At 61.9% G+C, this 24,333-nt stretch carries 24 protein-coding genes; 15 read left to right on the forward strand and 9 right to left on the reverse strand.

All coding sequences use genetic code 11. The features are described from left to right. The first annotated feature begins 1 nt into the window (after nucleotide 1). Both ACLEJR_RS01380 and ACLEJR_RS01385 read left to right on the forward strand, forming a co-directional pair. Nucleotides 2–382 (forward strand): response regulator, encoded by a 381-nt coding sequence (locus ACLEJR_RS01380; RefSeq protein WP_440792396.1) that lies wholly within the window; start codon nucleotides 2–4, stop codon nucleotides 380–382. Nucleotides 383–595: 213 nt separating this feature from the next. Then, nucleotides 596–1,423 carry a gamma-glutamyl-gamma-aminobutyrate hydrolase family protein gene (locus ACLEJR_RS01385; protein ID WP_440811673.1) on the forward strand — a complete coding sequence of 276 codons (828 nt, stop codon included), beginning with the start codon at nucleotides 596–598 and terminating at the stop codon, nucleotides 1,421–1,423. 35 nt (nucleotides 1,424–1,458) lie between these two features. Here ACLEJR_RS01385 and ACLEJR_RS01390 read toward each other — a convergent pair whose 3' ends face one another. Then, the gene (locus ACLEJR_RS01390; protein ID WP_440811675.1) at nucleotides 1,459–2,328 is read right to left on the reverse strand and encodes an AraC family transcriptional regulator; all 870 of its coding nucleotides are present in this window, start codon (nucleotides 2,326–2,328) and stop codon (nucleotides 1,459–1,461) included. Nucleotides 2,329–2,655: 327 nt separating this feature from the next. On the opposite strand from ACLEJR_RS01390, the gene ACLEJR_RS01395 reads away from it, so the two are divergent. The 5 genes from ACLEJR_RS01395 to ACLEJR_RS01415 all read left to right on the forward strand — a co-directional run bounded on the left by ACLEJR_RS01395 (nucleotide 2,656) and on the right by ACLEJR_RS01415 (nucleotide 8,637). Next, nucleotides 2,656–3,171, forward strand: a complete 516-nt coding sequence (locus tag ACLEJR_RS01395; protein ID WP_440811677.1) for a hypothetical protein — start codon at nucleotides 2,656–2,658, stop codon at nucleotides 3,169–3,171. A gap of 339 nt (nucleotides 3,172–3,510) precedes the next feature. After that, on the forward strand, nucleotides 3,511–3,993 hold the full coding sequence (locus ACLEJR_RS01400; RefSeq protein ID WP_238962161.1) for a formate dehydrogenase subunit gamma: 483 nt from the start codon (nucleotides 3,511–3,513) through the stop codon (nucleotides 3,991–3,993). Continuing rightward, nucleotides 3,987–5,546 carry a formate dehydrogenase beta subunit gene (locus tag ACLEJR_RS01405; protein WP_440811680.1) on the forward strand — a complete coding sequence of 520 codons (1,560 nt, stop codon included), beginning with the start codon at nucleotides 3,987–3,989 and terminating at the stop codon, nucleotides 5,544–5,546. The genes ACLEJR_RS01400 and ACLEJR_RS01405 overlap by 7 nt, the downstream gene beginning before the upstream one ends. Beyond that, nucleotides 5,543–8,419, forward strand: a complete 2,877-nt coding sequence (gene fdhF, locus ACLEJR_RS01410) for a formate dehydrogenase subunit alpha (protein WP_440811682.1) — start codon at nucleotides 5,543–5,545, stop codon at nucleotides 8,417–8,419. Before ACLEJR_RS01405 ends, fdhF begins: the two co-directional genes overlap by 4 nt. Further along, the gene (locus ACLEJR_RS01415) at nucleotides 8,416–8,637 is read left to right on the forward strand and encodes a formate dehydrogenase subunit delta (protein ID WP_440792407.1); all 222 of its coding nucleotides are present in this window, start codon (nucleotides 8,416–8,418) and stop codon (nucleotides 8,635–8,637) included. Before fdhF ends, ACLEJR_RS01415 begins: the two co-directional genes overlap by 4 nt. A 130-nt stretch (nucleotides 8,638–8,767) precedes the next feature. Here the strand turns inward: ACLEJR_RS01415 and ACLEJR_RS01420 are convergent, their stop codons facing one another. The 6 genes from ACLEJR_RS01420 to xylA form a co-directional block, all read right to left on the reverse strand. Continuing rightward, the gene (locus tag ACLEJR_RS01420; protein ID WP_440792409.1) at nucleotides 8,768–9,082 is read right to left on the reverse strand and encodes an isochorismate lyase; all 315 of its coding nucleotides are present in this window, start codon (nucleotides 9,080–9,082) and stop codon (nucleotides 8,768–8,770) included. A 545-nt stretch (nucleotides 9,083–9,627) separates the two neighbouring features. Beyond that, a complete protein-coding gene (locus ACLEJR_RS01425) occupies nucleotides 9,628–10,767 on the reverse strand; it encodes an epoxide hydrolase family protein (RefSeq protein WP_440811684.1) in 1,140 nt (379 codons plus the stop codon). A 17-nt stretch (nucleotides 10,768–10,784) separates the two neighbouring features. Then, the gene (locus tag ACLEJR_RS01430; RefSeq protein ID WP_440811687.1) at nucleotides 10,785–11,921 is read right to left on the reverse strand and encodes a sugar ABC transporter permease; all 1,137 of its coding nucleotides are present in this window, start codon (nucleotides 11,919–11,921) and stop codon (nucleotides 10,785–10,787) included. Continuing rightward, entirely contained in the window at nucleotides 11,922–13,478 is a 1,557-nt protein-coding gene (gene xylG, locus ACLEJR_RS01435) for a D-xylose ABC transporter ATP-binding protein (RefSeq protein WP_440811690.1), read from the reverse strand. 174 nt (nucleotides 13,479–13,652) lie between these two features. Next, nucleotides 13,653–14,654 carry a D-xylose ABC transporter substrate-binding protein gene (gene xylF / locus ACLEJR_RS01440; protein ID WP_440792419.1) on the reverse strand — a complete coding sequence of 334 codons (1,002 nt, stop codon included), beginning with the start codon at nucleotides 14,652–14,654 and terminating at the stop codon, nucleotides 13,653–13,655. A gap of 190 nt (nucleotides 14,655–14,844) precedes the next feature. Continuing rightward, the gene (xylA, locus tag ACLEJR_RS01445; protein ID WP_440811693.1) at nucleotides 14,845–16,161 is read right to left on the reverse strand and encodes a xylose isomerase; all 1,317 of its coding nucleotides are present in this window, start codon (nucleotides 16,159–16,161) and stop codon (nucleotides 14,845–14,847) included. A gap of 152 nt (nucleotides 16,162–16,313) precedes the next feature. Here xylA and ACLEJR_RS01450 point away from each other — a divergent pair, with 152 nt between their 5' ends. From ACLEJR_RS01450 to ACLEJR_RS01460, 3 genes are all read left to right on the forward strand, one after another. Beyond that, nucleotides 16,314–17,501: a XylR family transcriptional regulator gene (locus tag ACLEJR_RS01450; RefSeq protein ID WP_440811696.1), complete on the forward strand. Its 1,188-nt coding sequence runs from the start codon at nucleotides 16,314–16,316 to the stop codon at nucleotides 17,499–17,501. 160 nt (nucleotides 17,502–17,661) lie between these two features. After that, nucleotides 17,662–18,789 carry a saccharopine dehydrogenase family protein gene (locus tag ACLEJR_RS01455; protein ID WP_440811699.1) on the forward strand — a complete coding sequence of 376 codons (1,128 nt, stop codon included), beginning with the start codon at nucleotides 17,662–17,664 and terminating at the stop codon, nucleotides 18,787–18,789. 2 nt (nucleotides 18,790–18,791) lie between these two features. Then, nucleotides 18,792–19,286 carry a DUF2269 family protein gene (locus ACLEJR_RS01460; RefSeq protein WP_440811701.1) on the forward strand — a complete coding sequence of 165 codons (495 nt, stop codon included), beginning with the start codon at nucleotides 18,792–18,794 and terminating at the stop codon, nucleotides 19,284–19,286. Between the two features lie 22 nt (nucleotides 19,287–19,308). On the opposite strand, the gene ACLEJR_RS01465 is transcribed toward ACLEJR_RS01460, so the two are convergent. Next, nucleotides 19,309–19,761, reverse strand: coding sequence for a thiol-disulfide oxidoreductase DCC family protein (locus ACLEJR_RS01465; RefSeq protein ID WP_440811704.1), 453 nt, complete (start codon nucleotides 19,759–19,761; stop codon nucleotides 19,309–19,311). Nucleotides 19,762–19,856: 95 nt separating this feature from the next. On the opposite strand from ACLEJR_RS01465, the gene ACLEJR_RS01470 reads away from it, so the two are divergent. Next, on the forward strand, nucleotides 19,857–20,756 hold the full coding sequence (locus ACLEJR_RS01470) for a hypothetical protein (protein WP_440811706.1): 900 nt from the start codon (nucleotides 19,857–19,859) through the stop codon (nucleotides 20,754–20,756). Between the two features lie 78 nt (nucleotides 20,757–20,834). Here ACLEJR_RS01470 and ACLEJR_RS01475 read toward each other — a convergent pair whose 3' ends face one another. Then, entirely contained in the window at nucleotides 20,835–21,077 is a 243-nt protein-coding gene (locus tag ACLEJR_RS01475) for a hypothetical protein (RefSeq protein ID WP_440811709.1), read from the reverse strand. A gap of 184 nt (nucleotides 21,078–21,261) precedes the next feature. On the opposite strand from ACLEJR_RS01475, the gene ACLEJR_RS01480 reads away from it, so the two are divergent. The 4 genes from ACLEJR_RS01480 to ACLEJR_RS01495 all read left to right on the forward strand — a co-directional run bounded on the left by ACLEJR_RS01480 (nucleotide 21,262) and on the right by ACLEJR_RS01495 (nucleotide 24,325). Continuing rightward, nucleotides 21,262–21,603, forward strand: a complete 342-nt coding sequence (locus ACLEJR_RS01480; RefSeq protein ID WP_440811711.1) for a hypothetical protein — start codon at nucleotides 21,262–21,264, stop codon at nucleotides 21,601–21,603. Nucleotides 21,604–21,783: 180 nt separating this feature from the next. Then, nucleotides 21,784–22,569 carry a DeoR/GlpR family DNA-binding transcription regulator gene (locus ACLEJR_RS01485; RefSeq protein WP_440792436.1) on the forward strand — a complete coding sequence of 262 codons (786 nt, stop codon included), beginning with the start codon at nucleotides 21,784–21,786 and terminating at the stop codon, nucleotides 22,567–22,569. 117 nt (nucleotides 22,570–22,686) lie between these two features. After that, nucleotides 22,687–23,613, forward strand: coding sequence for a Gfo/Idh/MocA family protein (locus ACLEJR_RS01490; RefSeq protein ID WP_440792438.1), 927 nt, complete (start codon nucleotides 22,687–22,689; stop codon nucleotides 23,611–23,613). A gap of 16 nt (nucleotides 23,614–23,629) precedes the next feature. Next, the gene (locus tag ACLEJR_RS01495) at nucleotides 23,630–24,325 is read left to right on the forward strand and encodes a tRNA (adenine(22)-N(1))-methyltransferase (protein ID WP_440811712.1); all 696 of its coding nucleotides are present in this window, start codon (nucleotides 23,630–23,632) and stop codon (nucleotides 24,323–24,325) included. The last annotated feature ends 8 nt before the right edge of the window (nucleotides 24,326–24,333 follow it).

Consider the following 24,333-nt stretch of genomic DNA (forward strand, 5'->3'; position numbering starts at 1 on the left):
CATGACGCCGTTTGCCGGGGTCCAGGTGCTCGTCGTCGAGGACGAAGGAGCGATTGCCATGCTGATCGAGGAAATGCTGGAGGATCTGGGCTGCGAAATCGTCGCCTCGGTTGCTCGACTCGCCGCAGCGCAGGATCGAGCCAGCACGGCGCAGATCGACCTCGCCATCCTCGACGTCAACCTGGCTGGCGAACGGGTTTTTCCTGTGGCGCAGATCCTGCGCAGTCGTGGCATTGCCTTTCTCTTCAGCACTGGCTACGGCGCCAGCGGCGTACCAGCGGAGTTTGCGGGGTATCCGGTATTGCACAAGCCGTTCTCCGAAGGCGAGTTGCAGCACAAGATCGGCTTGGCGCTGAAAGGACCCGTTACCGACGCCGTGTGACAGAGCCCCCCTGTGGGAACGAGCCTGCCCGCCATAGCGGCGGCACAGTCAACATCACTTTCAAGCTGACCCACCGCGATCGCGAGCAGGCTCGCTCCCACAGAAGTCTGGTTCAACTGTCAGGTATTAGGCTGAACGCCCATCATCCCGAATGAACAACCCGGCCCGCGTCGCAATCCATACGGTAATTGTCGACGCCACCAAGGGCCTGCCATGCATTCCAACAACATAGATGTTGATAAAACCTGCAGCGCGTCACGGCTGCCCAGGATCGGGATCATCGCCTGTTCATGGCAGATCGGTCCGCACACCGTGCAAATCAGTAACGACAAATATGCCAGTGCGGTGGCTAGCGCGGCCAAGGGGCTGCCACTCATTTTGCCGGTGTTCCCGGAATTGCTCGACCTGACCGAGATCATGGAGAGCCTGGACGGGCTGCTGTTCACCGGCTCTCCTTCGAATATCGAACCCCATCACTACGACGGTCCTCCCAGCCCACCGGGAACGTCACACGATCCGGCCCGCGACCAACTGGCGTTGCCGCTCTGGCGTGCTGCGGTGGCGGCGGGCGTGCCGGTGCTCGGGATCTGCCGCGGCTTCCAGGAAATGAACGTCGCCTTTGGCGGCTCTCTCCACCAGCAACTCGACGGCCCGGGCGCGGAGCACGAGCCGCCCAGTAACGAACCGGTCGAAGACCAGTATGCCCGCACCCACGCCATGACCGTGCAACCGGGTGGCGTACTGTCTCGACTGGGCTTGTCAGGCGTTATTCAAGTCAACTCCGTTCACGGCCAGGGCATCGCTCGGGTGGGCGATGGCTTGCGTGTCGAGGCCGTGGCCGAAGACGGGTTGGTGGAGGGGCTTTCTGTGGAGGGCAGCAAGGCATTCGCCTTGGGCGTGCAGTGGCATCCGGAGTGGCAGGTGACGGCCAATCCGGACTATCTGAGGATTTTCCAGGCGTTTGGTGAGGCTTGTCGGGAGCGGGTGGAGCGCAGGGCTGCGATGGTTGCAGGTGGTGGTGGAGTTGCCTATCCAGGGTAGAGCCTCGTCAGACCCGAGCCCAGGCTGTTCTGCCGCTACTGCAGCGGAACATACACATCGGTTTGCCATTGATCCTGTGGCGTTTCGGGGTAGACGCTCAGGTAATGGAAGAACAGTGGATGATCACGCAGTTCTTCTCCACTGGCAGGCAGCCAGTCGCGGTAGACCGGGTAAATCGTTTCGCCGATGTGATCCGGTGACCCTGTGTGCCGCACCACAGCGCAACGACCGGCAGGAATGACGCGCTCGTGCACGCCGAATTCATTCGGCGCCACGGCCTCGTGAATCTCGCCGCAGATGGCGAAGCGGAAATGCTCCGGCGGCGTCGTATCGGGGTTGCCATAGGGAATACCAAAGCTGCGGCTCGACGCCACCGGCGATTGCCCGCTCTGCATGCGCCACTCAATGAACCTGCGCACACTTTCATTGACGAGGCCGGGCGGGCCGCAATGCTCAAGCGCTGCCAACCGGACTTCAGCGAAATCCACGATTCGTAGTTGCATGGTAATAGTCCTGGAAAAGTGAGGGATGGTGAACACCGCGTTCCAGACCTGCCAGTTCGGCGCCTTGCGAAAGGCACTCGGTGTCATGCCGAATGCCCGCCGGAATGCCCGACTGAATGCCTCGGGACTTTCAAAGCCGGCATCGGTTGCGGCATCCAGTACCGAGTAATCAGTCGCGGCCGCGAGGCGATGGGCTGCGCGTCGCAATCGCATCAGTTGCACATAACGTGAAACCGGTACGCCGACGAACGCCGTGAACTGCCGATGAAAGTGAAACGCCGAAAAATTCACCACCTCGCCAAGCGTCTTCACTGACAGGTCGCCTTCGAGGTTAGCCTCGATGTAGGCGAGCACTGCATTGAAACGTTGGGTGTAAGCGAGGTGGGTCGGCATGTCGGGCATCAGGGAAAGGCTCTTGGAAGTACGGTCGCAATAGAGTCGGCTATAACGGTATAAATGTGCCTAGCCGCGTTTGCTCAATTTTCTTTTCTATCAAAGTAGATTGCGCGATGTAGAAAATGCCGATACTGCCGCAATACTCTTTACTTAAGGACAACACCGCCCCGTGGCGAGGGGGCAAGCTCCCTCGCCACGACATGTGATAAACCTCAAGTGAACAGCATTGCGTTCCTTAGCGAGCAGGCTGCTTCAGGCAACGACAGGCTAATCAACCATGCTGCTCATGCGCTAATATCCGCGCCGACCTCCCGTACCTCGGACTTTCCCCTCATGAAATTGCACCTGCTGACCGCCAGCCTGTTCCTCGCCTGCACCCTGACCCAAGCCGCCGAGCCGCCCGTTCCGAAACCCCTGGAAGAACAGGTCGGGCATCTGGTGGCGCTACTGAAAGACAGCTACGCCACCGGCTACCCAGAAGCAACACTGGTGCAGACGCTGAACACCGGCGAGGACAGCGAAGTAACGCTCGCCGTATTCACCATCGAAGGCTTCGGCATGGGCAATAATTACAGCCAATACCTGGCGGCTTTTACCCCCGAAGAGAACGAAGAGGGCGTGCAGCATTTCAGCTTGCTCGACGTGATTCGCATCGGCGGTGACAGCTGGCGTTCGATCGACAAGCTGGATGCCAGGCTGGTCAGCGATCCATCCGGCGAGCAGACCTTGATCGATATTCCGGTACTGGAAAATACCGACAGCGATGCGCCGAATTTTCCTAGCAAAGCGGCGACGATTCACTTGTCGCTGGATGGGTCGCAGTCGATTCGGTTGGTGGAGTTGAAGTAGTACTGGGAGCGGCTGTGGTCGATACGTGCCCGTACGGGGTCCATAGCACCGGGAACCTTGGTAATCCTGATAAATGAGGTGGGTGCATCATTTGAACTAAGCTCACATTTCACCCCGAGTCGCTTTCAGAACACGTTCTGTCGTCCACGTGCAATCGCCACCCTTGGGGAGTGGCAAGCTGTAAGGATGCCCCGGACCAGGCGCGCCAAGACGCTTGGCCGGAGAGCAGGAATGGCGTCTGGATCAACCACGCTACCGTGACGTGGGCCGGGCGCCGCAGCCAAGACTCCGGACGGCTGCCGCTATGCGGCGGTGGCGTTCGAGATGCCGAGGTCACTTATGCTCGATGAGACGCTTCACCTGCCCCTGATTCACAGCGTGCTGGAACGCGAGAAGGCCACCCCGGGTGCCTTGTTGCCGATCCTGCATGCCATCCAGGAAGGTTGCGGGTATGTGCCCGACACCGCCGTCCCTGAAATCGCCCATGCCCTTAACCTCAGCGAGGCTGAAGTGCGCGGAGTGATCAGTTTCTACCACGACTTCCGCACCACACCGCCGGCGCGGCATACCTTGCGTCTGTGTCGGGCCGAGTCCTGCCAGAGCAAGGGTGCGGAAGGGTTGGCGGCGCAATTGCGCGAACACTTATCCCTGGACGATCACGGCACCAGCGCCGATGGCAGCATCAGCCTGCGGCCGGTGTATTGCCTGGGGGCCTGCGTGTGTTCGCCGGCCCTTGAACTGGACGGTGAGCTGCATGCACGGCTGACCCCGGAACGCCTGCGCCAGTTGGTGAACGGTTGCCTGGAGGAGGGCTCATGCTGACGCTCTGCATCCCTCGTGATTCGGTGGCCTGCGCCGTGGGCGCAGACAAGGTGGCGGCGGCACTGGCCGGTGAAGCTGAACGTCGACAAGTGCCGCTGGAGCTGCGTCGCACCAGTTCCCGTGGCCTTTATTGGCTGGAACCGCTGCTGGAGTTTGAAAGTGCCGGCGTACGCCTGGGTTTCGGTCCCGTCACGCCGCAAGACGTACCGAGCCTGCTCGATGCTCTGGCGGGCGATCCCGGCAGCCATCCGCTGGCCTTGGGCCCGGTGGAAGAAATCCCGTATCTCAAGAGCCAACAGCGCCTGCTGTTCGCCCGCGCCGGCATCACCCAGCCGCTGTCGTTGGATGATTACCGGGCCAAGGGCGGCTTCCTGGGCCTGGCCCGGGCGATCCAGATGGATGGCCTGGACGTGGTCACCAGCGTGCTCGATTCCGGCTTGCGCGGTCGGGGTGGCGCGGCGTTTCCGGCGGGCATCAAGTGGCGCACCGTGCGCGACGCGGTGGCGACGCAGAAGTATGTGGTGTGCAACGCCGATGAAGGCGACTCCGGCACCTTTGCCGACCGGATGTTGATGGAAGGCGACCCGTTCCTGCTGATCGAAGGCATGATCATCGCCGGCATCGCGGTCGGTGCGACGATGGGCTACATCTACGTGCGCTCGGAATACCCGGCCGCCGTCAGCACCCTGAACCAAGCCCTGGGCATCGCCCGTAGCGCCGGTTACCTGGGCGCGGACGTGGGCGGCAGCGGTCGCCGCTTCGAGCTGGAAGTGCGGGTGGGGGCGGGTGCCTACATCTGTGGCGAGGAAACCTCGCTGCTGCAATCGTTGGAGGGCAAGCGCGGCGAGGTCCGCGCCAAACCACCGCTGCCAGCGTTGCAAGGTCTGTTTGGCTTGCCGACCCTGGTGCACAACGTGGTGACCCTGGCCTCGGTCCCGGTGATCCTGGAAAAAGGCGCGCAGTTCTATCGTGATTTCGGCATGGGCCGTTCCTTGGGGACGATGCCGTTCCAGCTGGCCGGCAATGTCCGTCAGGCTGGCCTCGTGGAGCGTGCTTTCGGCCTGAGCCTGCGCGAATTGGTGGAAGGTTACGGCGCAGGCACCGCCAGCGGTCGGCCATTGAAGGCCGCGCAGGTGGGAGGGCCGTTGGGCGCCTGGGTGCCTCCCTCGCAGTTCGACACACCGCTGGACTACGAAGCGTTCGCCGCCATGGGCGCGATGCTCGGTCACGGCGGTGTGGTGGTGGCAGATGACAGCCTGGACATGGCCCACATGGCCCGGTTCGCCTTGCAGTTCTGCGCCGAGGAATCCTGCGGCAAGTGCACACCGTGCCGGATCGGTTCCACCCGTGGGGTGGAAGTGGTGGATCGTCTGATCGCCAGCACCGATGCCAGTGCTCGCCAGGAACAGGCGCTGCTGCTGCAAGACCTGTGCGACACCCTGCAATACGGTTCGCTCTGTGCCCTCGGTGGGATGACTTCATACCCCGTCGCCAGCGCCCTCAAGCACTTTCCCGCCGATTTCGGTCTGGCGACCACGGAGGCCGACCAATGATCAACATCTTCGACCCCAGCACTGACATCGACCTTGGCACACCCGCTCGCGAAAGCGAAGTGCAGGTCAACCTGACCATCGACGGCCGGGAGATCAGGGTCCCGTCCGGCACTTCGGTGATGCGTGCTGCCGCGTTGCTCGGCACCACCATTCCCAAGCTCTGCGCCACCGACAGCCTGGAGGCCTTCGGTTCCTGCCGCATGTGCCTGGTGGAGATCGACGGCATGCGCGGTTACCCGGCCTCCTGCACCACGCCGGTGACCGAGGGCATGGTGGTCCGCACCCAGACCTCCAAGCTCGCCACGCTGCGGCGCAATGTGATGGAACTGTACATCTCCGACCACCCACTGGACTGCCTGACCTGTCCGGCCAACGGCAATTGCGAATTGCAGACGGTGGCGGGGCAGGTCGGCCTGCGCGAGGTGCGCTACGGCTACGACGGCGCCAATCACCTGGCCGAGACCAAGGATGTTTCCAACCCCTATTTCGACTACGACCCGAGCAAATGCATCGTGTGTAGCCGCTGCGTGCGTGCCTGTGAAGAGATCCAAGGCACCTTCGCCCTGACCATCACCGGGCGCGGTTTCGATTCCCGTGTGGCAGCAGCCGGCGGTGACAACTTCCTCGACTCCGAATGCGTGTCCTGCGGCGCCTGCGTCCAGGCCTGCCCGACCGCTACGCTGATCGACAAGAGCGTAGTGGAAATCGGCCAGCCGGAACGCAGTGTCATCACCACCTGCGCCTACTGCGGTGTCGGCTGCTCGTTCCGCGCTGAAATGAAGGGCGAGCAATTGGTACGCATGGTTCCGGACAAGAACGGCCAGGCCAACCACGGCCACTCTTGCGTCAAGGGTCGTTTCGCCTGGGGCTATGCCACGCACCCGGATCGCATCACCAAGCCGATGATCCGCAAGCATATCAACGACCCGTGGCAGGAGGTCAGTTGGGACGAGGCGGTCACCTATGCGGCCAGCGAGTTACGGCGCATCCAGCTCAAGTACGGGCGCGATTCCATCGGTGGCATTACCTCTAGCCGTTGCACCAACGAAGAAACCTACCTGGTGCAGAAACTGGTGCGCACCGCGTTCGGCAACAACAACGTCGACACCTGCGCCCGCGTCTGCCATTCGCCCACCGGCTATGGCCTGAAGCAAACCCTGGGCGAATCGGCCGGGACCCAGAACTTCGACTCGGTGATGAAGGCCGACGTGATCCTGGTGATGGGCGCCAACCCCACCGACGCTCACCCGGTGTTCGGCTCGCAGCTCAAGCGCCGCTTGCGTCAGGGTGCGCGACTGATTGTCATCGACCCACGGCGCATCGACCTGGTGGATTCGCCGCATGCCCGCGCCGAGCTCCACTTGCAACTGCGTCCCGGCACGAACGTGGCGATGCTCAACGCGTTGGCCCACGTGATTGTCACTGAAGGACTGGTCAAGCAGGACTTCGTCGACGAGCGCTGCGAACCGGCGGATTTCGCCCGCTGGAGCGATTTCGTCAGCCTGCCGGAAAACTCACCGGAGGTCTTGGGCCCGGTGTGCGGCGTGCCTGCCGAACAGATCCGCGCTGCTGCCCGGCTCTACGCCACCGGCGGTAACGCAGCCATCTATTACGGCCTCGGCGTCACCGAGCACAGCCAGGGCAGTACCTCGGTCATGGGCATTGCCAACCTCGCCATGGCCACCGGCAACATCGGTCGCGAAGGTGTCGGCGTGAACCCGTTGCGCGGGCAGAACAATGTCCAGGGCTCGTGCGACATGGGCTCGTTCCCCCACGAACTGCCTGGCTATCGGCACATCTCCAACGAAACCGTACGCGCCCAGTTCGAACAGGCCTGGAACGTGACCCTGCAGCCCGACCCGGGCTTGCGTATTCCGAACATGTTCGAGGCCGCGCTGGACGGCACCTTCAAGGCGCTTTACTGCCAGGGTGAGGACATCGCCCAGAGCGACCCCAACACCCAGCACGTGACCGCAGCCCTGAGCGCCATGGAGTGCGTGATCGTGCAGGACATCTTCCTCAACGAGACGGCCAAGTTCGCCCACGTGTTTCTGCCGGGCAGCTCGTTCCTGGAAAAAGACGGCACCTTTACCAACGCCGAGCGCCGGATCTCCCGGGTACGCAAGGTGATGGAGCCCCTGGCCGGCAAGGCCGACTGGGAAGCCACCATCGCCCTGGCCGACGCCTTGGGTTACAAGATGGACTACAGCCATCCATCACAGATCATGGACGAGATCGCCCGCCTGACGCCGACCTTCACCCGTGTCAGCTACGCCGAACTGGAGCGCCACGGCAGCCTGCAATGGCCATGCAACGATGCCGCACCGGACGGCACGCCGACCATGCACATCGAGCAATTCGTACGCGGCAAGGGACGCTTCATGCTCACCGGCTACGTGCCCACCGAAGAGAAGGTCAACAACCGCTATCCGCTGTTGCTCACCACTGGCCGGATCCTCAGCCAGTACAACGTCGGCGCCCAGACCCGGCGCACCGAGAACGTGGCCTGGCATGAGGAAGACCGCCTGGAAATCCACCCGACCGACGCCGAGAACCGTGGCATCGTCGATGGCGATTGGGTCGGCATCGGCAGCCGCGCCGGGCAGACCGTACTGCGGGCGAAAGTCACCGAGCGGGTCGCGCCGGGGGTGGTGTACACCACCTTCCACTTCCCCGAATCAGGGGCCAACGTGATCACTACCGACAACTCCGACTGGGCCACCAACTGCCCGGAATACAAGGTAACGGCCGTGGAAATCGTGCGGGTCAGCCAGCCTTCCGAATGGCAGAAGCGCTATCAGGCATTCAGTGATGAACAAGTGCGCCTGCTGCGTGAACGCCGTCATGCGGAGAAAGCCGAGGTGTGCCGATGAGTTCTGAAAGCCTGATCAAGATGGCCAACCAGATCGCCCAGTATTTCTCCAGCGAACCGGACAACACCCTGGCGGTGAAGGGCGTGCGCCAGCACATCCAGAGCTTCTGGACGCCGGGCATGCGCAGGGAATTGTCGGCCTGGCAGCAGAAGCATCCAGAGGCGGTGTTGCATCCGCTGTTGCTGGCGGCGTTGACGGAGGGTGGTGAAACCTCCTAGTCATCACAATCGATGCATAAAGCCCCGGCCGTCGTCCCTCGTTTCGACGAGGACGCTGGTCGGGGCTTTGTGGTTTCAGTTATTGGTTATTGACGGTGACGTAGGGGTCCAGAATGGGAGTGCGCCTGTTTCAGGGCTGACGCGCAGCCCAGTGCTTCATCTCCTCGGCAATGAAATGATTCACCAGATCGCTGTACATCTTCTCGACCGCATCCGGATTCAGGCCCTCGGCCTCGGCCCACTCACGGCGCGTCGCCAGCATTGCCTTGAAACGTTCCGGCGCACGCACTGAAGTGGCCGAGGTCTTGAACTTCGAGGCCGCCAGCACGTACTGAAAGCGTTTGCCCAGAAGTTTGATAACGGCTTTATCCAAAGCATCGATTTCGCCACGAATGTCCTCCATGTTGGTGCATTGCGAAGGTTGCAGCGGGTTACGGACTTCCATGTGAATCTCTCCATATGTTGATTCGGGCCGATGTGGGTCGGCGCAAGTATGAGCTTTGTGGCGAGGGGCTAGTCTTCGAGGCCGCGGCGTTCGATGACGGCAAACATGTCGGTCACGTCCCCTGTAGGACGCCCCCGATCCCCGTGGCGAGGGAGCTTGCTCCCGCTCGGTGACGCAGTCAACGCAAAGCCGGGGCCCGCGGTGTGCCTGGGGAAACAAGGCGACCGGTTTGGGGCTGCTACGCACCCCAGCGGGAGCAAGCTCCCTCGCCACGGGTGGAGAATTCCTACGAGATTTTCAGAAGGCCAGGTCTCTGTCACCGATTGTCGTCGAGACTTTCGGGAGACCATATACCCCTGTGGCGAGGGAGCTTGCTCCCGCTCGGCTGCGCAGCAGTCGTAATCAGGTTGACGCAGTTAACCTGATGTATCGCGGCGTCTGGTTTTGGGGTTGCTGCGCACCCCAGCGGGAGCAAGCTCCCTCGCCACGGGTTGTGCTAGGGCTTGAGTTCTAGGGCGGCAGGATATGCCATCGTCCAATCTGCACTACCGCAAATCCCGAAAAAACGCCCTGATTTCCTCCGCCAATAACTGCGGCTGTTCCAATGCCGCAAAATGCCCACCCTTGGGCATCACGCTCCAGCGTTTTACATCGCAGCAACGCTCCACCCAACTGCGCGGCGGCATGGGCAATTCCTTGGGAAACACCGCCACGCCGACCGCAGGCTTCACCCGTTCCCCATGGCTGAACACGAGCGGTCGCTTACTGCCTTCCACGTACTGCCGGAACGACGAGCCGATGCAGTTCGTCAGCCAGTACAGCGTGACGTTGGTCAGCAGCCAGTCGCGGTCAATGGCCGGGCGGGTGTCGCACCAGGACAGGATCTTCTCGCCCATCCAGGCCAGCAAACCGGCCGGCGAGTCATTCAGGCCCACTGCTAGGCTCTGCGGCTTGGTGCGTTGGATGTGTCCATAGGCGCCTTCGGCGTCGGCAAACGCAGCGGCGTGTTGCAGGAAGGCGGTTTCGGCTGCGGTCTGCGGTGGTTCGGTTTCGCCAAGGGGAGGGCGATAGGAGCCTGGTATGTAATTGAGATGGATGCCTGTCACCCGCTCGGGAAACCGCACGCCGAGCCAGGTCGAAACCCCCGCGCCGATGTCCCCGCCCTGCGCGCCGAATCGCTCATAACCCAAGCCGCTCATCAACTCGCCCCATAAGCCGGCCACTTCATAAGGTCCGTTGCCGGGCTGCTGGAATGGCGCAGAAAAGGTGTAGCCGGGCAGGGACGGCACTACCACATCGAAGGCATCCGCCGGATCACCGCCGTGACTGGCCGGGTCGGTCAGCAGCGGGATGATGTGCTGCATCTCGATGAAGGAACCGGGCCAGCCGTGAGTCAGGATCAACGGCATTGGTGCCGGGCCGACACCGCGTTGATGAATGAAGTGAACCCGTTGGCCGCCGACATCGGCGACAAACTGCGGCAGGCGATTGAGCGCCGCTTCCTGGGCGCGCCAGTCGAATGCTGTCGACCAATAGGCGAGCAGGTCGCGTAGCACATCCATGTCGATGCCTTCGCTCCAGCCTTGCCCGGCCAAAGGCTCAAGCAGTCGTGCGTTCAACAGGCGACGCCGCAGGTCCTCCAGCGCGCTTTCGGGGATATCGATGGAGAACGGTTCGATGTGCATGGGTGTTTTCACTCCGTTCACCGCAGCCCAGTCCGCGTACTTACATCCACCCACACCGCCAGCACCAGAATGCTGCCTTTGACGATCATCTGCCAGTAGCTGTCGACATCGAGCATCGACATGCCGTTGTCCAGGCTGGTGATGACCAGCGCGCCGAGCAGGGCGCCGTAGACAGTGCCCGAGCCGCCGCGCATGGAGGTGCCGCCGATGAAGCAGGCGGCGATGGCGTCGAGTTCGCCCATGTTGCCGGCCGAGGGCGAGCCTGCGGCCAGTCGTGCGGTGTTGACCATCCCGGCGAGGGCGCACATCACGCCCATGATGCCGAAGATCCACAACTTCACGGCCTGCACATTGATGCCTGACAGGCGTGTGGCTTCCATGTTGCTGCCCACCGAATAGACCCGCCGTCCGAACACGGTCTGGCTGGTGACGTAGCTGAACACCCCGAGCAATACCAGAAGAAGCAGCACCGGCACCGGGATCCCGTCGTAGCTGTTGAGGGTGTAGACGAACCCGGCCAGCACCGCGCCGATCAGCACCACCCGCAGCACATCGCGTACCAACGAGTGCGCCGCAAGGCCATGCAAAGCACGATTGCGCCGCTGCTTCCAGGTCAGGAACAGGGTCAGGACAAATAGCACCACGCCCAGCCCGGTCCCTACCGCGTGAGGCAAATAACCCTGGCCGACGTAGACCAGTTCCGGCGACACCGGGGCGATGGTGGTGCCGCCGGTCACACCCAGCAGGATCCCGCGAAACGCCAGCATGCCGCCCAGGCCGACGATGAACGAAGGGATGCGCAGGTACGCGGTCATGTAGCCATTGCCCAGGCCGATCACCAGGCCGCACAACGCAACCAGGCTCAGGTTCGCCAGCAGCGGGATGTGATAGACCACGTCGAGGATCGCCGCCAGCCCCCCCAACAATCCAAGCAACGAGCCCACCGACAGGTCGATCTCACCGCTGATGATCACCAGCACCATGCCGCAGGCCAGGATCCCGGTGATGGACATCTGCCGCAGCAGGTTGGAGAGATTGCGCGGGGTCAGGAACCCGCCGTCGGTCTGCCAACTGAAGAACAGCCAGATGACCGCCACGGCGATCACCAGGGCGAGCATTTTGTAGCGGGAAAAGAGTTGTTTGACCTGATTCATCTACGCGGACTTCCGATCATTATTGTTATGGCCATCGGGCTGGCTGAGCGCCGCAGCGAGTACCTGTTCCTGGGTCAGGCCCTGGTTGATGAAATCGCCGCGCAACTGGCCTTCACCGATCACCAGGACGCGGTCGGAAACCCCCAGCACTTCGGCCAGTTCCGAAGAGACCATGATGATCGACACACCTTCGGCCGCCAGCGCGCCCATCAACTTGTAGATCTCGTACTTGGCGCCGACATCCACGCCACGGGTCGGCTCATCGAGGATCAGCACTTTCGGTCGGGTCAGCAGCATTTTCGCCAGCACGGCTTTTTGCTGGTTGCCGCCGGAAAGGCTGGTGATGGGCAGGAACGGGCTCGCGGTCTTGAGATGCATGCGCGAGATTTCCCTGTCGATACTGCCCAGTTCGGCCTCGGCATCGATGCGGGTCATTTTCGAGTAGTTTTCCAATACCGCCAGGGTGATGTTCTGGCCCACCCCCAGGTCGGGAATGATGCCCTGGCGCTTGCGGTCCTCGGGGACCATGCACAGTCCGGCGCGGATCGATTTGAGTGGCGTGCGCGTGTCGACCAGTTGGCCGTCCATCCAGACTTCGCCCTCGTAGCGCCCGGGATAGGCGCCGAACAGTGCCGACACCAGTTCGGTGCGGCCAGCGCCGACCAGCCCGGCGATGCCGAGGATTTCCCCGCGCTTGAGCACGAATGAAATATCGTCGACCCGTTTGCGCCGGGGATTGTCGACGTCGTAGCAAGTGACGTGGCGCGCCTCGAATATCACCTCGCCGATCTCATGGGGTTCGGTGGGGTAGAGATTGCTCATTTCCCGGCCGACCATCTGCGTGATGATCTTGGGGATGTCCATGTCGGCCATGGCGGTGGTCGCGATGTGCTTGCCGTCGCGGATCACCGAAATGGTGTCGCACACCGCAGCCACCTCATCAAGCTTGTGGGAGATGTACACGCAGGCCACGCCCTTGGCCTTGAGATCGCGGATGATGTCCAGCAGCACTTCGATTTCCGAGCGGGTCAGGGCGGAAGAAGGCTCGTCGAGGATCAGCAGGCGCGCCTGTTTGTTCAAGGCCTTGGCGATTTCCACCAGTTGCTGGTAGCCACCGCCGTACTGGGACACCGGCAGCGACACGTTCATGTCCGGCACCTTGAGTTCGCGCATCAGCGCTTCGGCGCGGTGGATCATCGCCGGGTAGTTCATGCGCCCGCCGGGCAACGTCAGCTCGTGGCCCATGAAGATGTTCTCAGCCACCGACAGGTCGGGGACCAGGGTCAGTTCCTGGTGAATGATGACGATCCCGGCGGCTTCTGTTTCGCTGATGGATTGCGCCTTGAGCGGCTGGCCGTCCCAGAGGATTTCACCGTCCCAGGTGCCGTGGGGATAGACCGCCGACAAGACTTTCATCAGCGTGGATTTACCGGCGCCGTTCTCGCCGCACAGGCCGACGCATTCGCCCGGCCTGACCTTGATGTCGATGCCGTTCAGGGCTTTGACACCGTCGAAGGTTTTGACGATGCCGTTCATTTGCAATAGGTAATCGGACATGGCAAGGACTCTTGGAGAAGGACTTACACATCAGCTTGCCGATCAATCCCCTGTGGGAGCGAGCCTGCTCGCGATGGCGGCGGTCCAGCTTGTATCAATGCTGGATGTGCTGCCGCTATCGCGAGCAGGCTCGCTCCCACAGGGACTGTGTTTGACTGACCAGTGCTGCGCAGATCACTGCCCGGCAATTTGCGCCTTGGTATAGAACCCATCCTTTTCCAACAGGTCGATGTTGTCTTTGGTCAGCGGGGTCGGCGTGAGCAGGATGGTGTCGACTTTCTTGCTGCCATTGTCGTACTGCGAGCTGAAGGCAGGCTTCTCGTTGCGCGCCAGTTGCACCGAGAGCTTGGCCGCTTCGGAGGCGATCAGTTTCAGCGGCTTGTAGACGGTCATGGTCTGGGTGCCATCGATCACGCGCTTGACCGCCGCAAGGTCGGCGTCCTGGCCCGAGATCGGCACCTTGCCGGCCAGTTGCTGCGCGGCCAGGGCCTGGATGGCGCCGCCGGCCGTGGCGTCGTTGGAGGCGACGATGCCGTCGATCTTGTTGTTGTTCCGGGTCAGCGCGTTCTCGACGATGCTCAGGGCTTCGGTGGGGTTCCATTCCTTGACCCATTGCTGGCCGACAATCTTGATGTCGCCCTTGTCGATGGCCGGTTGCAGCACTTTCATCTGGCCTTCGCGCAGCACCTTGGCGTTGTTGTCCGTCGGCGCGCCGCCGAGCAGGAAGTAGTTGCCCTTGGGCGCGGCCTTGAGCACGCCGCTGGCCTGCATCTCGCCGACTTTTTCGTTATCGAAGGAAATGTAGGCGTCGATGTCGGCGTTGAGGATCAGCCGGTCATAGGACACGACCTTGATCCCGGCCTTCTTGGCTTCGGCGACGGCGTTGGTCAGCACGGTGGCGTTGAATGGCACGATGACAATCACGTCGACGCCACGGGAGATGAGGTTTTCGATCTGCGAGATCTGTTTCTGCTCGTTGGCGTCGGCGGACTGGACGAAGACCTTGGCATCAAGTTTTTCCGCCGCCGCGACGAAGTAGTCACGGTCCCGCGACCAGCGTTCCAGCCGCAGGTCATCGATGGAAAAACCGATTTTCGGGTGAGCGGCGTCGGCCATGACCGGGAGCGAGAGCAGGGCCAGGGCGCCGGCGATTAACGTGCGTTGGAACTTTTTCATGTGGTGCGTCCTTTTATTGTTGTTTGAAAGACACTTCCTGACGATGAGCGTGGTGCCGGTAGAACTGTAGAGTGCTGAGTGGCGCCGTGGGCAGAGATTTGTCGCGCGAATGTCACAAGCCTTCGGCAAGCATCCTGTTCCGGGGGCTGCTTCGCAGCCCAGCGGGAGCGAGCTCCCTCGCCACAGGTTGTCAGGTGTAGATAAATCGGTTGACCACGTTTTCGAGCATCTCCTGGCGACCGCTGACGGCCTGCGGATTCAGCTCGTTGGCAAAGGCGTGTTCGGCCAGTGACGCGAGGCTGAACTCGCCGGCCAGCACGGCCTGGCCGAACGGTTTCTGCCAGCCGGCGTAGCGTTGGTCCTTGAACTGCTGGAGCTGGTCGTTCTGCACCATCGCGGCGGCGCGTTCCAGTGACAGCGCCAGCACATCCATGGCCGCGACATGGCCGTGGAACAGATCGAGCTCGTCCACGCTCTGGCGGCGGACCTTGGAATCGAAGTTGAAACCCCCATTGCCGAAGCCCCCGGCCTTGAGGATTTCGTAAGTGGCCAGGGTCATCTCTTCGACACTGTTGGGGAACTGGTCGGTGTCCCAGCCGTTCTGCGGATCGCCCCGGTTGGCGTCGATGCTGCCGAAGATCCCGAGGGACACGGCGGTGGCGATCTCATGATGGAAACTGTGCCCGGCCAGGGTCGCGTGGTTCGCCTCGATGTTGACCTTGATTTCGTTTTCCAGGCCGAACTGCTGCAGGAAGCCGAACACCGTGGCACTGTCGTAATCGTATTGGTGCTTGGTCGGCTCCTGGGGTTTGGGCTCGATCAGCAGGTCGCCCTTGAAGCCGATCTTGTGCTTGTGCTCGACCACCATCTGCATGAAGCGGCCCAGTTGTTGGCGCTCGTGCTTGAGGTCGGTGTTGAGCAGGGTTTCGTAACCCTCGCGGCCGCCCCACAGCACGTAGTTGCTGCCTTTGAGGCGCTGCGTGGCGTTCATGGCGCTGAACACCTGGGCGGCCGCGCAGGCAAAAACCTCCGGGTCGGGATTGCTGGCAGCACCGGCGGCAAAGCGCGGGTTGCTGAAGCAGTTGGCGGTGCCCCACAGCAGCTTGATCCCGGTCTGCTCCTGATAACGTTCCAGGTAGTCGACCATCTGCGCGAAATGGTTGCGGTACTCCTTCAGCGAACTGCCTTCCGGGGCGACGTCGGTGTCGTGGAAGCAGTAGTAGTCGATGCCCAGTTTGGAGAAAAATTCGAACGCCGCTTCAGCCTTGCCGATGGCCAGTTCCATCGGGTCTGCGACGCGTTGCCACGGGCGCTTGAAGGTGCCGGCGCCGAACACATCGGAGCCCGGCCAGACGAAGGTGTGCCAGTAACAGACCGCCATGCGCAGGTGCTCGCGCATCGGTTTACCGAGCACCAACTTATCGGCATCGTAGTGGCGGAAGGCGAGGGGTGATTGGCTGGTGGGGCCTTCGTAGCGAATCTTGTCGACACCGGGAAAGTACGGCATGGGCGGTTTCCTTTTTATTCTTGGCGGTGCCTCGATACTAGCGCCGGTCCCAGGGCTGCTGATTATGAAAATCACCAACCGGGCGTTCGATTTTGTATTGAGCTTCGGCGCGTGGGCGCCTAGTCTGTGTCCATCGGCCCAGGGTCAACATCATGAAAACCGTACCTCCTGTCCACCGCATCGCGCTGTTGTTCAATGGCAGCAAGATCTACGACCGCGGCATCATCAGCGGCATCGGCAACTACCTGAGCAGCACGCGGGCGTCCTGGGATTTATTCCTTGAGGAGGATTTTCTCTGTCGCTTGAAAGGCATCGAGCGCTGGCAGGGGGACGGGATCATCGCTGATTTCGACGACCCATTGATTGGCGAGGCGCTGGCGGGGATCAAAATGCCGGTGGTGGCGGTGGGCGGCTCGTATCAGGATCCGCGCGCCTACCCCAAGGGCATTCCCTATGTCGCCACCGATAATGACGCATTGATACGGCTGGCCTACGAGCATCTGATCGAGGCCGGATTGACCCGTTTTGCCTGCTTCAGCCTGCCTGAAGCGCAAGCCAATCGCTGGGCGCAAGAGCGGGAGAAAGCCTTCCGCCGATTGGTGCAACGCGATGGTCTGCCCGCCGAGATCTATCGGGGCATGGGCACCAGCGCGCCGCTGTGGGACAGCGCTGTCGAACAACAAATTGCCTGGTTGCAGAGCCTGCCCAAGCCCATCGGCATCATCGCCGTCAGCGACGCTCGTGCCCGGCAACTGCTGCAAGCCTGCCTGACCGCCGGAATCGCCGTGCCGGAAGAGGTGGCGCTGATCGGCATCGATAACGATCCACTGACCCGCAGCCTGACCCGAGTGCCGCTGAGTTCGGTGATCCAGGGCACCGAGACTATGGGCCGCACTGCGGCACGGCTGCTCCATCAGATGCTCCATGGCATGCCGTCCACCGGCACGCAGATTCTGGTGCCGCCGGATGCGATCAATGTGCAGGTCTCCAGCCTGCATCAACCGTTGGGCAACCCCTACGTGATGCAGGCGCTGCTGTTCATTCGCCAATACGCGTGCCAGGGGATCAAGACCGCCCAGGTCGCGGCGTATGTCGGGGTGTCGCGATCCTCGTTGGAGTCGCACTTTCGCAAGGAACGCGGTTGCAGTGTCCACGACGAAATCCTGCGCTTCAAACTCGCCGCTGCCGCCAGCGGCCTGGAAAATACCGCTGCACCGATTGCCGACATCGCCCAGAATTGCGGCTTCAAATCGGCGCAGTACCTGCACACGGTGTTTCGCCGCGAGTTTGGGTGTACGCCCAGGGAGTATCAGCAGGGGGCAAACACAACAGCCCACTGATCCACCGCTCTTGTGGCGAGGGAGCTTGCTCCCGCTTGGGTGCGAAGCGCCCACAACAAGGGCTGCTGCGCACCTCAGCGGGAGCAAGCTCCCTCGCCACGGTGATTAAGGCAAGCCTTGCGCGAGCCGCGTTAATTCAGGTGCTTTAGGGAAGAGTTGAATGGCTTTCAGGGTGTTGGTAATAGGCGGCTACGGCAATTTCGGCAGCATCGTCAGCCGTCATCTGGCGATGATGCCAGACGTAGAACTGGTGATCTCAGGCCGCGATCCCGCCAAGTTGCAACGCAAGGTCGAAGAGTTGAAAAGCCAATCCGGCGCGACCTGCGAAGGTTGGTGCGGCGATGCCATGGGGCCGGGGTTCGAATCGATCCTGGGGGCGATGAACATCCAACTGGTCGTCCACACCGGCGGCCCGTTCCAGGGCCAGTCCTATACCGTGGCCGAGAGCTGCATCGCTGCCGGCGTGCACTACTGCGATCTGTCGGACAGCAGGGCCTTCGTCACCGGCATCGGCGTCCTCGATGCCCAGGCCAGACAGGCAGGCGTGGCGATCCTCAGCGGTTGCAGTTCGGTGCCGACGCTGTCGGCGGCAATCATCGATCAGCAGCGGCATCGCTTCCAGCGCATCGACTCGATCGAACATGGCATTACCTCGTCGGCGAAGATGCCGGGGCTGTCCACCGTCGAAGGCGTCCTGGCCTACGCCGGCAAGCCGATCAAGCAACTCAAGGATGGCCGGGTGCATGAGGTGCTGGGTTGGCAGGACCTGACGCTGCGCAAAATGCCAGGCCTCGGCACCCGCGTGCTAGCCAATGTCGACGTACCGGACCTGGATATCTTCGCCGGCCGTTACGGTGCCCATACATTACGCTTCCAGGCCGGCGCCGGGCTGAAGCTGGGCGGCGTTGCCAACTATCTGCTGGCCCAGGCCATGCGCATGGGCATGATCACTGATCATCTGCCGTGGGCCGCCAGGCTCCATCGCTGGGGCCTCTGGTTCGAACGATTCGGCGATGGCAAGAGCGCGATGTACATCGATGTCCACGGCATCGGCACCGACGCCAGACCATTGTCCATGTGTGCGCAGCTCACAGCGCTGAACGACAAGGGCCCGGAGATCCCCAGCTGCGCCGCTGTGGCGCTAGCCGCGAAAATGGCCCGAGGCTACCAGCCCGAACCCGGTGCCCGGGCGTGCGTGGGCGAAATCAGCGTCGACGAATACCTGGCTGCCATCAATGATCCGCAGAACCTGAGCCTGTCCGTGCGCTTCTGCGACGAGCAGGGCTGAGCATGCTTTATCTTGGCCTGAAGTACTTGCACGTCATCGCCGCCATCTTCCTGTTCGGCTTCGGCATGGGCTCGTACCTGTACCTGATCGCCGCCAGCCGCACACGCAATCCTCAGGTGATTGCGCACGTGGCGCGGATGGTGGTCCGTTATGACACCTGGATCACCACACCGGCCGGCTTCATCCAGATCATAACGGGCTACCTGTTGCTGCAACTGAGCGGGCTCGCCCTGACCACGGCCTGGGTCATGACGGCGCTGATCATTTTCTTTTGTGTGGGTTTGCTCTGGCTCCCGGTCCTGGTGTTGCAGAAACATCTGCATAGACTGGCCTCAATGGCGGCCGAGGCGGAGACGGAGCTCGATGAACGCTATCTGGCGGTTTACCGCAGATGGTTCTGGATGGGCATTTGCGGGTTCTCGGGGATGTTCGTGATCGTAATGATCATGGTGACGAAAATGACCCCGTGGCAGTGGGCCGATCTGGTGCTGGGCTAGTAGCGATCAGCCCGTTTGTTATTCACATCGGTGACTTAAGGAAGCGGCGTTCGTGATCAGGATGGGGCAGCAGGCAGATTTCGTATTTGCCAAAGAGCCAATAACGATTTAGCGCTATGCGATCGTAAGCCCAGTCTCGCAGCCTGCGAGGCACGTAGCGCAGCAGCCTTACCGGGCGCCAGCGGCGGGGCAGCAGGACAACAACTTCGAAAACTGCATCCGAACGCACCCAGAAGTGGTGGTCGCGAATCACCGCCATCGTGTCGAAATGATCCTGTGGCAAACCTGCCCAGGCCAATAGCGCCTGTCCCTCGGGTGACTGTACGGCGGCCAGTCGTATGCTTTGGTCATGGTCATGGCGAATCAGGAACCGCGCCCAGCCGTTGCACAGCTTGCAGACGCCGTCGAACAGTACGACGGTCTCGCCTGGCCTGAGCAACGGTGCGGGTGTCGGGCGAATTTGAGAAGTTGGCATAACGTGGCTCTACAGGACGCCTGGTTATCCGGATAATACGCCGGTTATGGCGCAGAGAGCGCCTCGATCGTCCATTCAAGAGCCTGTTTCGATCCATGAGCAACGACGCCTACGCAATGTACATGCGGTTCCAGACCCCCGATCCAGCCATCGGTGCGCGTGAACAGGCGCCCATGCTCCCTCAGGAACAGGCCTGGGCCCGGGAGCATGCGGCGATGCACCGCTTCAACTGGCTGCAGGTGTTGGTCCCGCCGTTGTGCTTCGGTCCCATGCTGCCGCCCATCGCATGGCTGGTGGGGCTGTTGCTCTATCGGGCGCTGTTCGCTCCCAGCCTGGACGTGGACCGCCTCGTCGGTGATGCCCTTGGCTGGCTTGTGGTTGCAATGTTGCTGTTCACCACGGCTTGGGCGCTGCGTAACTTCCTGCGGGACAAACGCGACCCCACCAAGCGCTATTGGCAATCGATGCCGGAGCAAGGGCTCGTCGAGCTTGAACGCCATACTCTGGTCTCGGGTTTCAGCGTGTGGTCCAACGACTACGACCCGGATTGCAATACCCTGATGCACTGGGCCGACGGTAAGCTTGAGCGCCTGCAAGACAGTGGCGTAGCGCAATGGGTCCTGGCCAGGACAGCGGCGGGGCAGTGGCTGGTGCTCAAGGAGCAATTTCCAGGCAGCTTTACCTATGCTCGGGAGGGGCAGATGCCGGCGCTGGACAGACAGTTCCAGCCTCGCGAACAACTGGCGATTGCCTTTGCCCCTGGCACAAACCTTTCGCTGGGGCGCCGGTTCGATGGAGCACCGATTCCCGTGCAGGATACGGCGTATTGGCTGTCCCCCGAAGAGCTCAGACAGTTGGCAAAGGTTGCCCATCACTGGATGTTTTTTCCGCCGGACCGTTATGCGCTGATCAATGAAGGGGATGCCGAGTGGGTAGAAAGACTGGTGCAAAGAGCCCAGGCCGACTCGCGAGCAGGCTCGCTCCCACAGTTTTGATCGCGGCGTTCCCATATCCCGTGCTCGCCACAAAGCCCCTGTGGGAGCGAGCCTGCTCGCGATGGCTGCGAAGCAACCCTATTCACCGAGCCAAGTATTCAGCACCCGCCGATCCAACTCCTCCCACTCCGCCATGCCTAACACCCGCGTAGTGTTCAACCCGCGCAAATAACCGCGCAACTGATGGGCAGTGGCGCGCTTGAGCTCCGGGTCAATCGCCTCTTTTGCCAGAAGCACGGCCTCGTACTGGAGCAGGTAATCGGCCACCCGCTCCCGGAAATCGGGCAGGACTGCATCGCGGATCAGGTCAAACGTTCTCATGGCAAGCCTCTTGTCCTTATGGGTATTCGCCTCGGCGGCGTTCAACTATTGCTAGAAGTAATAGTCACCATCACGAAAGGCAAGTTCTGCTTTGTCGCGATTGAAGGGACAATCGCCTCCATCGAACAGGCCGCTCCAGTCCGTTGACGGATGAGCCGACCCCTTTATTTTCAGGATTACACCGATGCGCGCTTTATTTTCACTGTTCATGGCCTCTGCTTCGTTGCTGCTTGCCGGCTGCGCGTCAGCCCCGAACGACCCGACCCTGACGCTGCAAACCAGCAAGACGCCCGCCGAATACGCCGAGTGCGTAGTGCCGAAACTGCAGGGCAGCGCCTTGAAACCGACCGTTTCCCAGACCCAGCGCAGCTATCGGATCGTGGTGCCCAGCAAGGTCTCAGCCGACAACGTGCTGGAAGCCTACAAGGCTGGCAATGGCGGCAAGGTGTTCGTCTACGAGCGCCACCTGCTGGCTTCGAACCTGCTGCCGTCGAGTTTCGAGCGCGCCGCACAGGACTGTATCTGACCGGCTCGTAACCGTTTTGCCCGTGCTCCTTTGGTTGGCCGCAACCAACCAATTCCCTTGCCCCGCACCGTATCCGGTCGCGGGGCTTTTTTTTGCCAAGGGGATTTGACGCTGAATGGTCGAAACGGCATATTTGCTCGATTGTGATCATTGATGCTCGTTTATGCAGGTTTATAGTGTATGACTTCAGTCCACGAAGCGTTTCCCGGTGAACGCCAGCAACTGATCAGCGAGCGTCTCGCCCGGTATGGCCGGGTGATTGCCGCTGACCTTGCCAGCGAGTTCAAGGTGTCTGAGCACTCGATCCGGCGCGACCTCGGCGCTTTGGCGGCGGCGGGGGTGTGCAAGCGTGTCTACGGCGGCGCGATCCTGTTGCCGGCGGCCGAGAGGCCGATAGACGTTCGGGTACGCCAGGACCCGGTTCGCAAGAGCAGCCTCGGGCAAGTGGCCGCTTCATTGCTGCGAGCGGGCCAACGGGTGTTCATCGATGCCGGCTCGACCAATTTGGCGATCGCCCGCGCCATTGATCCGCAACTGAAACTGACCCTCATCACCAACGCGCCGTTGATTGCGGTGGAGTTGATGAAGCTGCCCGCTGCCGAGGTGATTTTGCTGGGCGGACGCTTGAACGCGACCTCCGGCGGGGTGATCGGGCTGACGGCCGTCCAGCAGCTGCGCCAGTTCAATGTCGATCTGTGCTACCTGGGCACCTGTGCCATCGACCCAGACAATGGGGTTACCGCCTTCGGCCTGGAAGACGCCGAGTTCAAGCGCGCGGTGGTCGCGGCCAGTGGGCAAGTGGTAACAGCGGTGACCAACGAAAAGCTCTCCAGCGTGGCTCACTACCAGGTCGCTTCGTGTGAGGACGTCACCGCCCTGGTGGTGGAACACGATGCGCCACGGGAACGGCTGGAACCTTTCCTGGGCCGGATTGCCAGCGTCGTCACCGCGTCGCAACCGGCTTGAAAGGCAGGGGCTGCGCTGAGAATAATCCGGCAGATGTCAGACAACCCCATTGTCCGCCAGGCGATTTCCGTCTAGTTTGCTGCCCCACATAAGTACAAAAGCAATCAGGAGTCAGCGATGCAACCGATTCGTCTCGGTCTGGTGGGCTACGGCAAGATCGCCCAGGATCAACATGTTCCCGCGATCCAGGCCAACCCCGCGTTCCAACTGGTGGCCGTCGCCACGCAAGGCCAGCCTTGCGCCGGGGTCGAGAACTTCAAGTCCCTGGGCGAGCTGCTGGAAAACGGCCCGCAGGTCGATGCGATTGCCTTTTGCACGCCACCCCAGGGCCGATACGCATTGGTGCAGCAGGCACTGGCCGCCGGCAAACACGTGTTGGTGGAAAAACCACCGTGCGCCACCCTGGGCGAAGCGCAGGCCCTCGTCGATCAGGTGCGCGAACAGGGCGTCAGTGGCCTGTTCGCCTGGCATTCGCGTTACGCCCCAGGCATTGAAGCCGCCCGCGACTGGCTGTCTGGCCGCACTTTGCAGAGCGTGAAGATCGAATGGAAAGAAGATGTGCGCAAGTGGCATCCCGGCCAGGCGTGGATCTGGCAACCCGGCGGCCTGGGGGTGTTCGATCCCGGCATCAATGCGTTGTCGATCGCCACTCATTTGTTGGCGCTGCCGCTGTTTGTCGAGGCCGCTGAATTGCGCGTCCCCAGCAACTGCCAGTCGCCGATTGCCGCCAGCATCAAGATGTCCGACGCCCATCACCTGGATGTGCGCGCGGAGTTCGATTTCGACCACGGTCATGATGAACTGTGGAGCATCGAGATTCGCTGCACCGAAGGCACCTTGCGCCTGGACAACGGTGGCGCACTGTTGAGCATCGACGGCGAGCGCCAGGCGGTTTCCCAGGAGGGCGAATATGCCGCTGTATACCGCCACTTCCAGCAACTGATTTCCGACAAGGCCAGCGACCTGGACCTGCAACCGTTGCGGTTGGTCGCGGACAGTTTCTTTGTCGGCAGCCGGGCGCTGGTCGAGCCGTTTTACGATTGAGTCATAGGAACCGCTATTGAACGATGAGACATTGTCCATGCGCCTGGAGCGCGTGGCGGCGCACATGCCGGCGGGCGCGCGACTGGCTGATATCGGTTCGGATCACGCCTATCTGCCGGTGGCACTGCTGCGCCGTGGCGCCATCGCTTCGGCGGTGGCCGTTGAGGTGGCCTTGACGCCATTCCAGGCCGCCGAGCGTACCGTGCGCGAAAGCGGCCTGAACCAACGGATCGATGTGCGCCTGGCCAATGGCTTGGAGGCGATAGAACCGGGTGACCGGATCACCGCTATCAGCCTTTGTGGCATGGGCGGCGAGACGATCCGTGACATCCTCGACAGCGGCAAGGCGCGCCTGAGCGGCGCCGAGCGCCTGATCCTGCAACCCAACGGTGGCGAGCAGCCGTTGCGCCAATGGCTGATGGACAACGGCTACCGCATCCTCGGCGAAGAGGTGCTGCGGGAAAACCGCTTCTACTACGAGATCATCGTCGCCGAACGTACCGGGCCGGTGACGTACAGCGATCGGGAGCTGTACTTCGGCCCGTCGCAAATGCAGACACGCAGCCCGACGTTCCTGGCCAAATGGCAACGCCTGCTGAGCCAGAAGCAAAAGACCCTGGCCGGTTTCACTCGGGCGCGGCAGGGGGTTGCCGAACAGAAGGTCCAGGAAGTCGCCCGGCAGATGCGATGGATCACCGAGTTATTGAAATAGCGCCAACG

The sequence above is a fragment of the Pseudomonas sp. SMN5 genome (assembly GCF_052041925.1).
In the GTDB taxonomy this organism is placed as follows: Bacteria; Pseudomonadota; Gammaproteobacteria; order Pseudomonadales; family Pseudomonadaceae; genus Aquipseudomonas.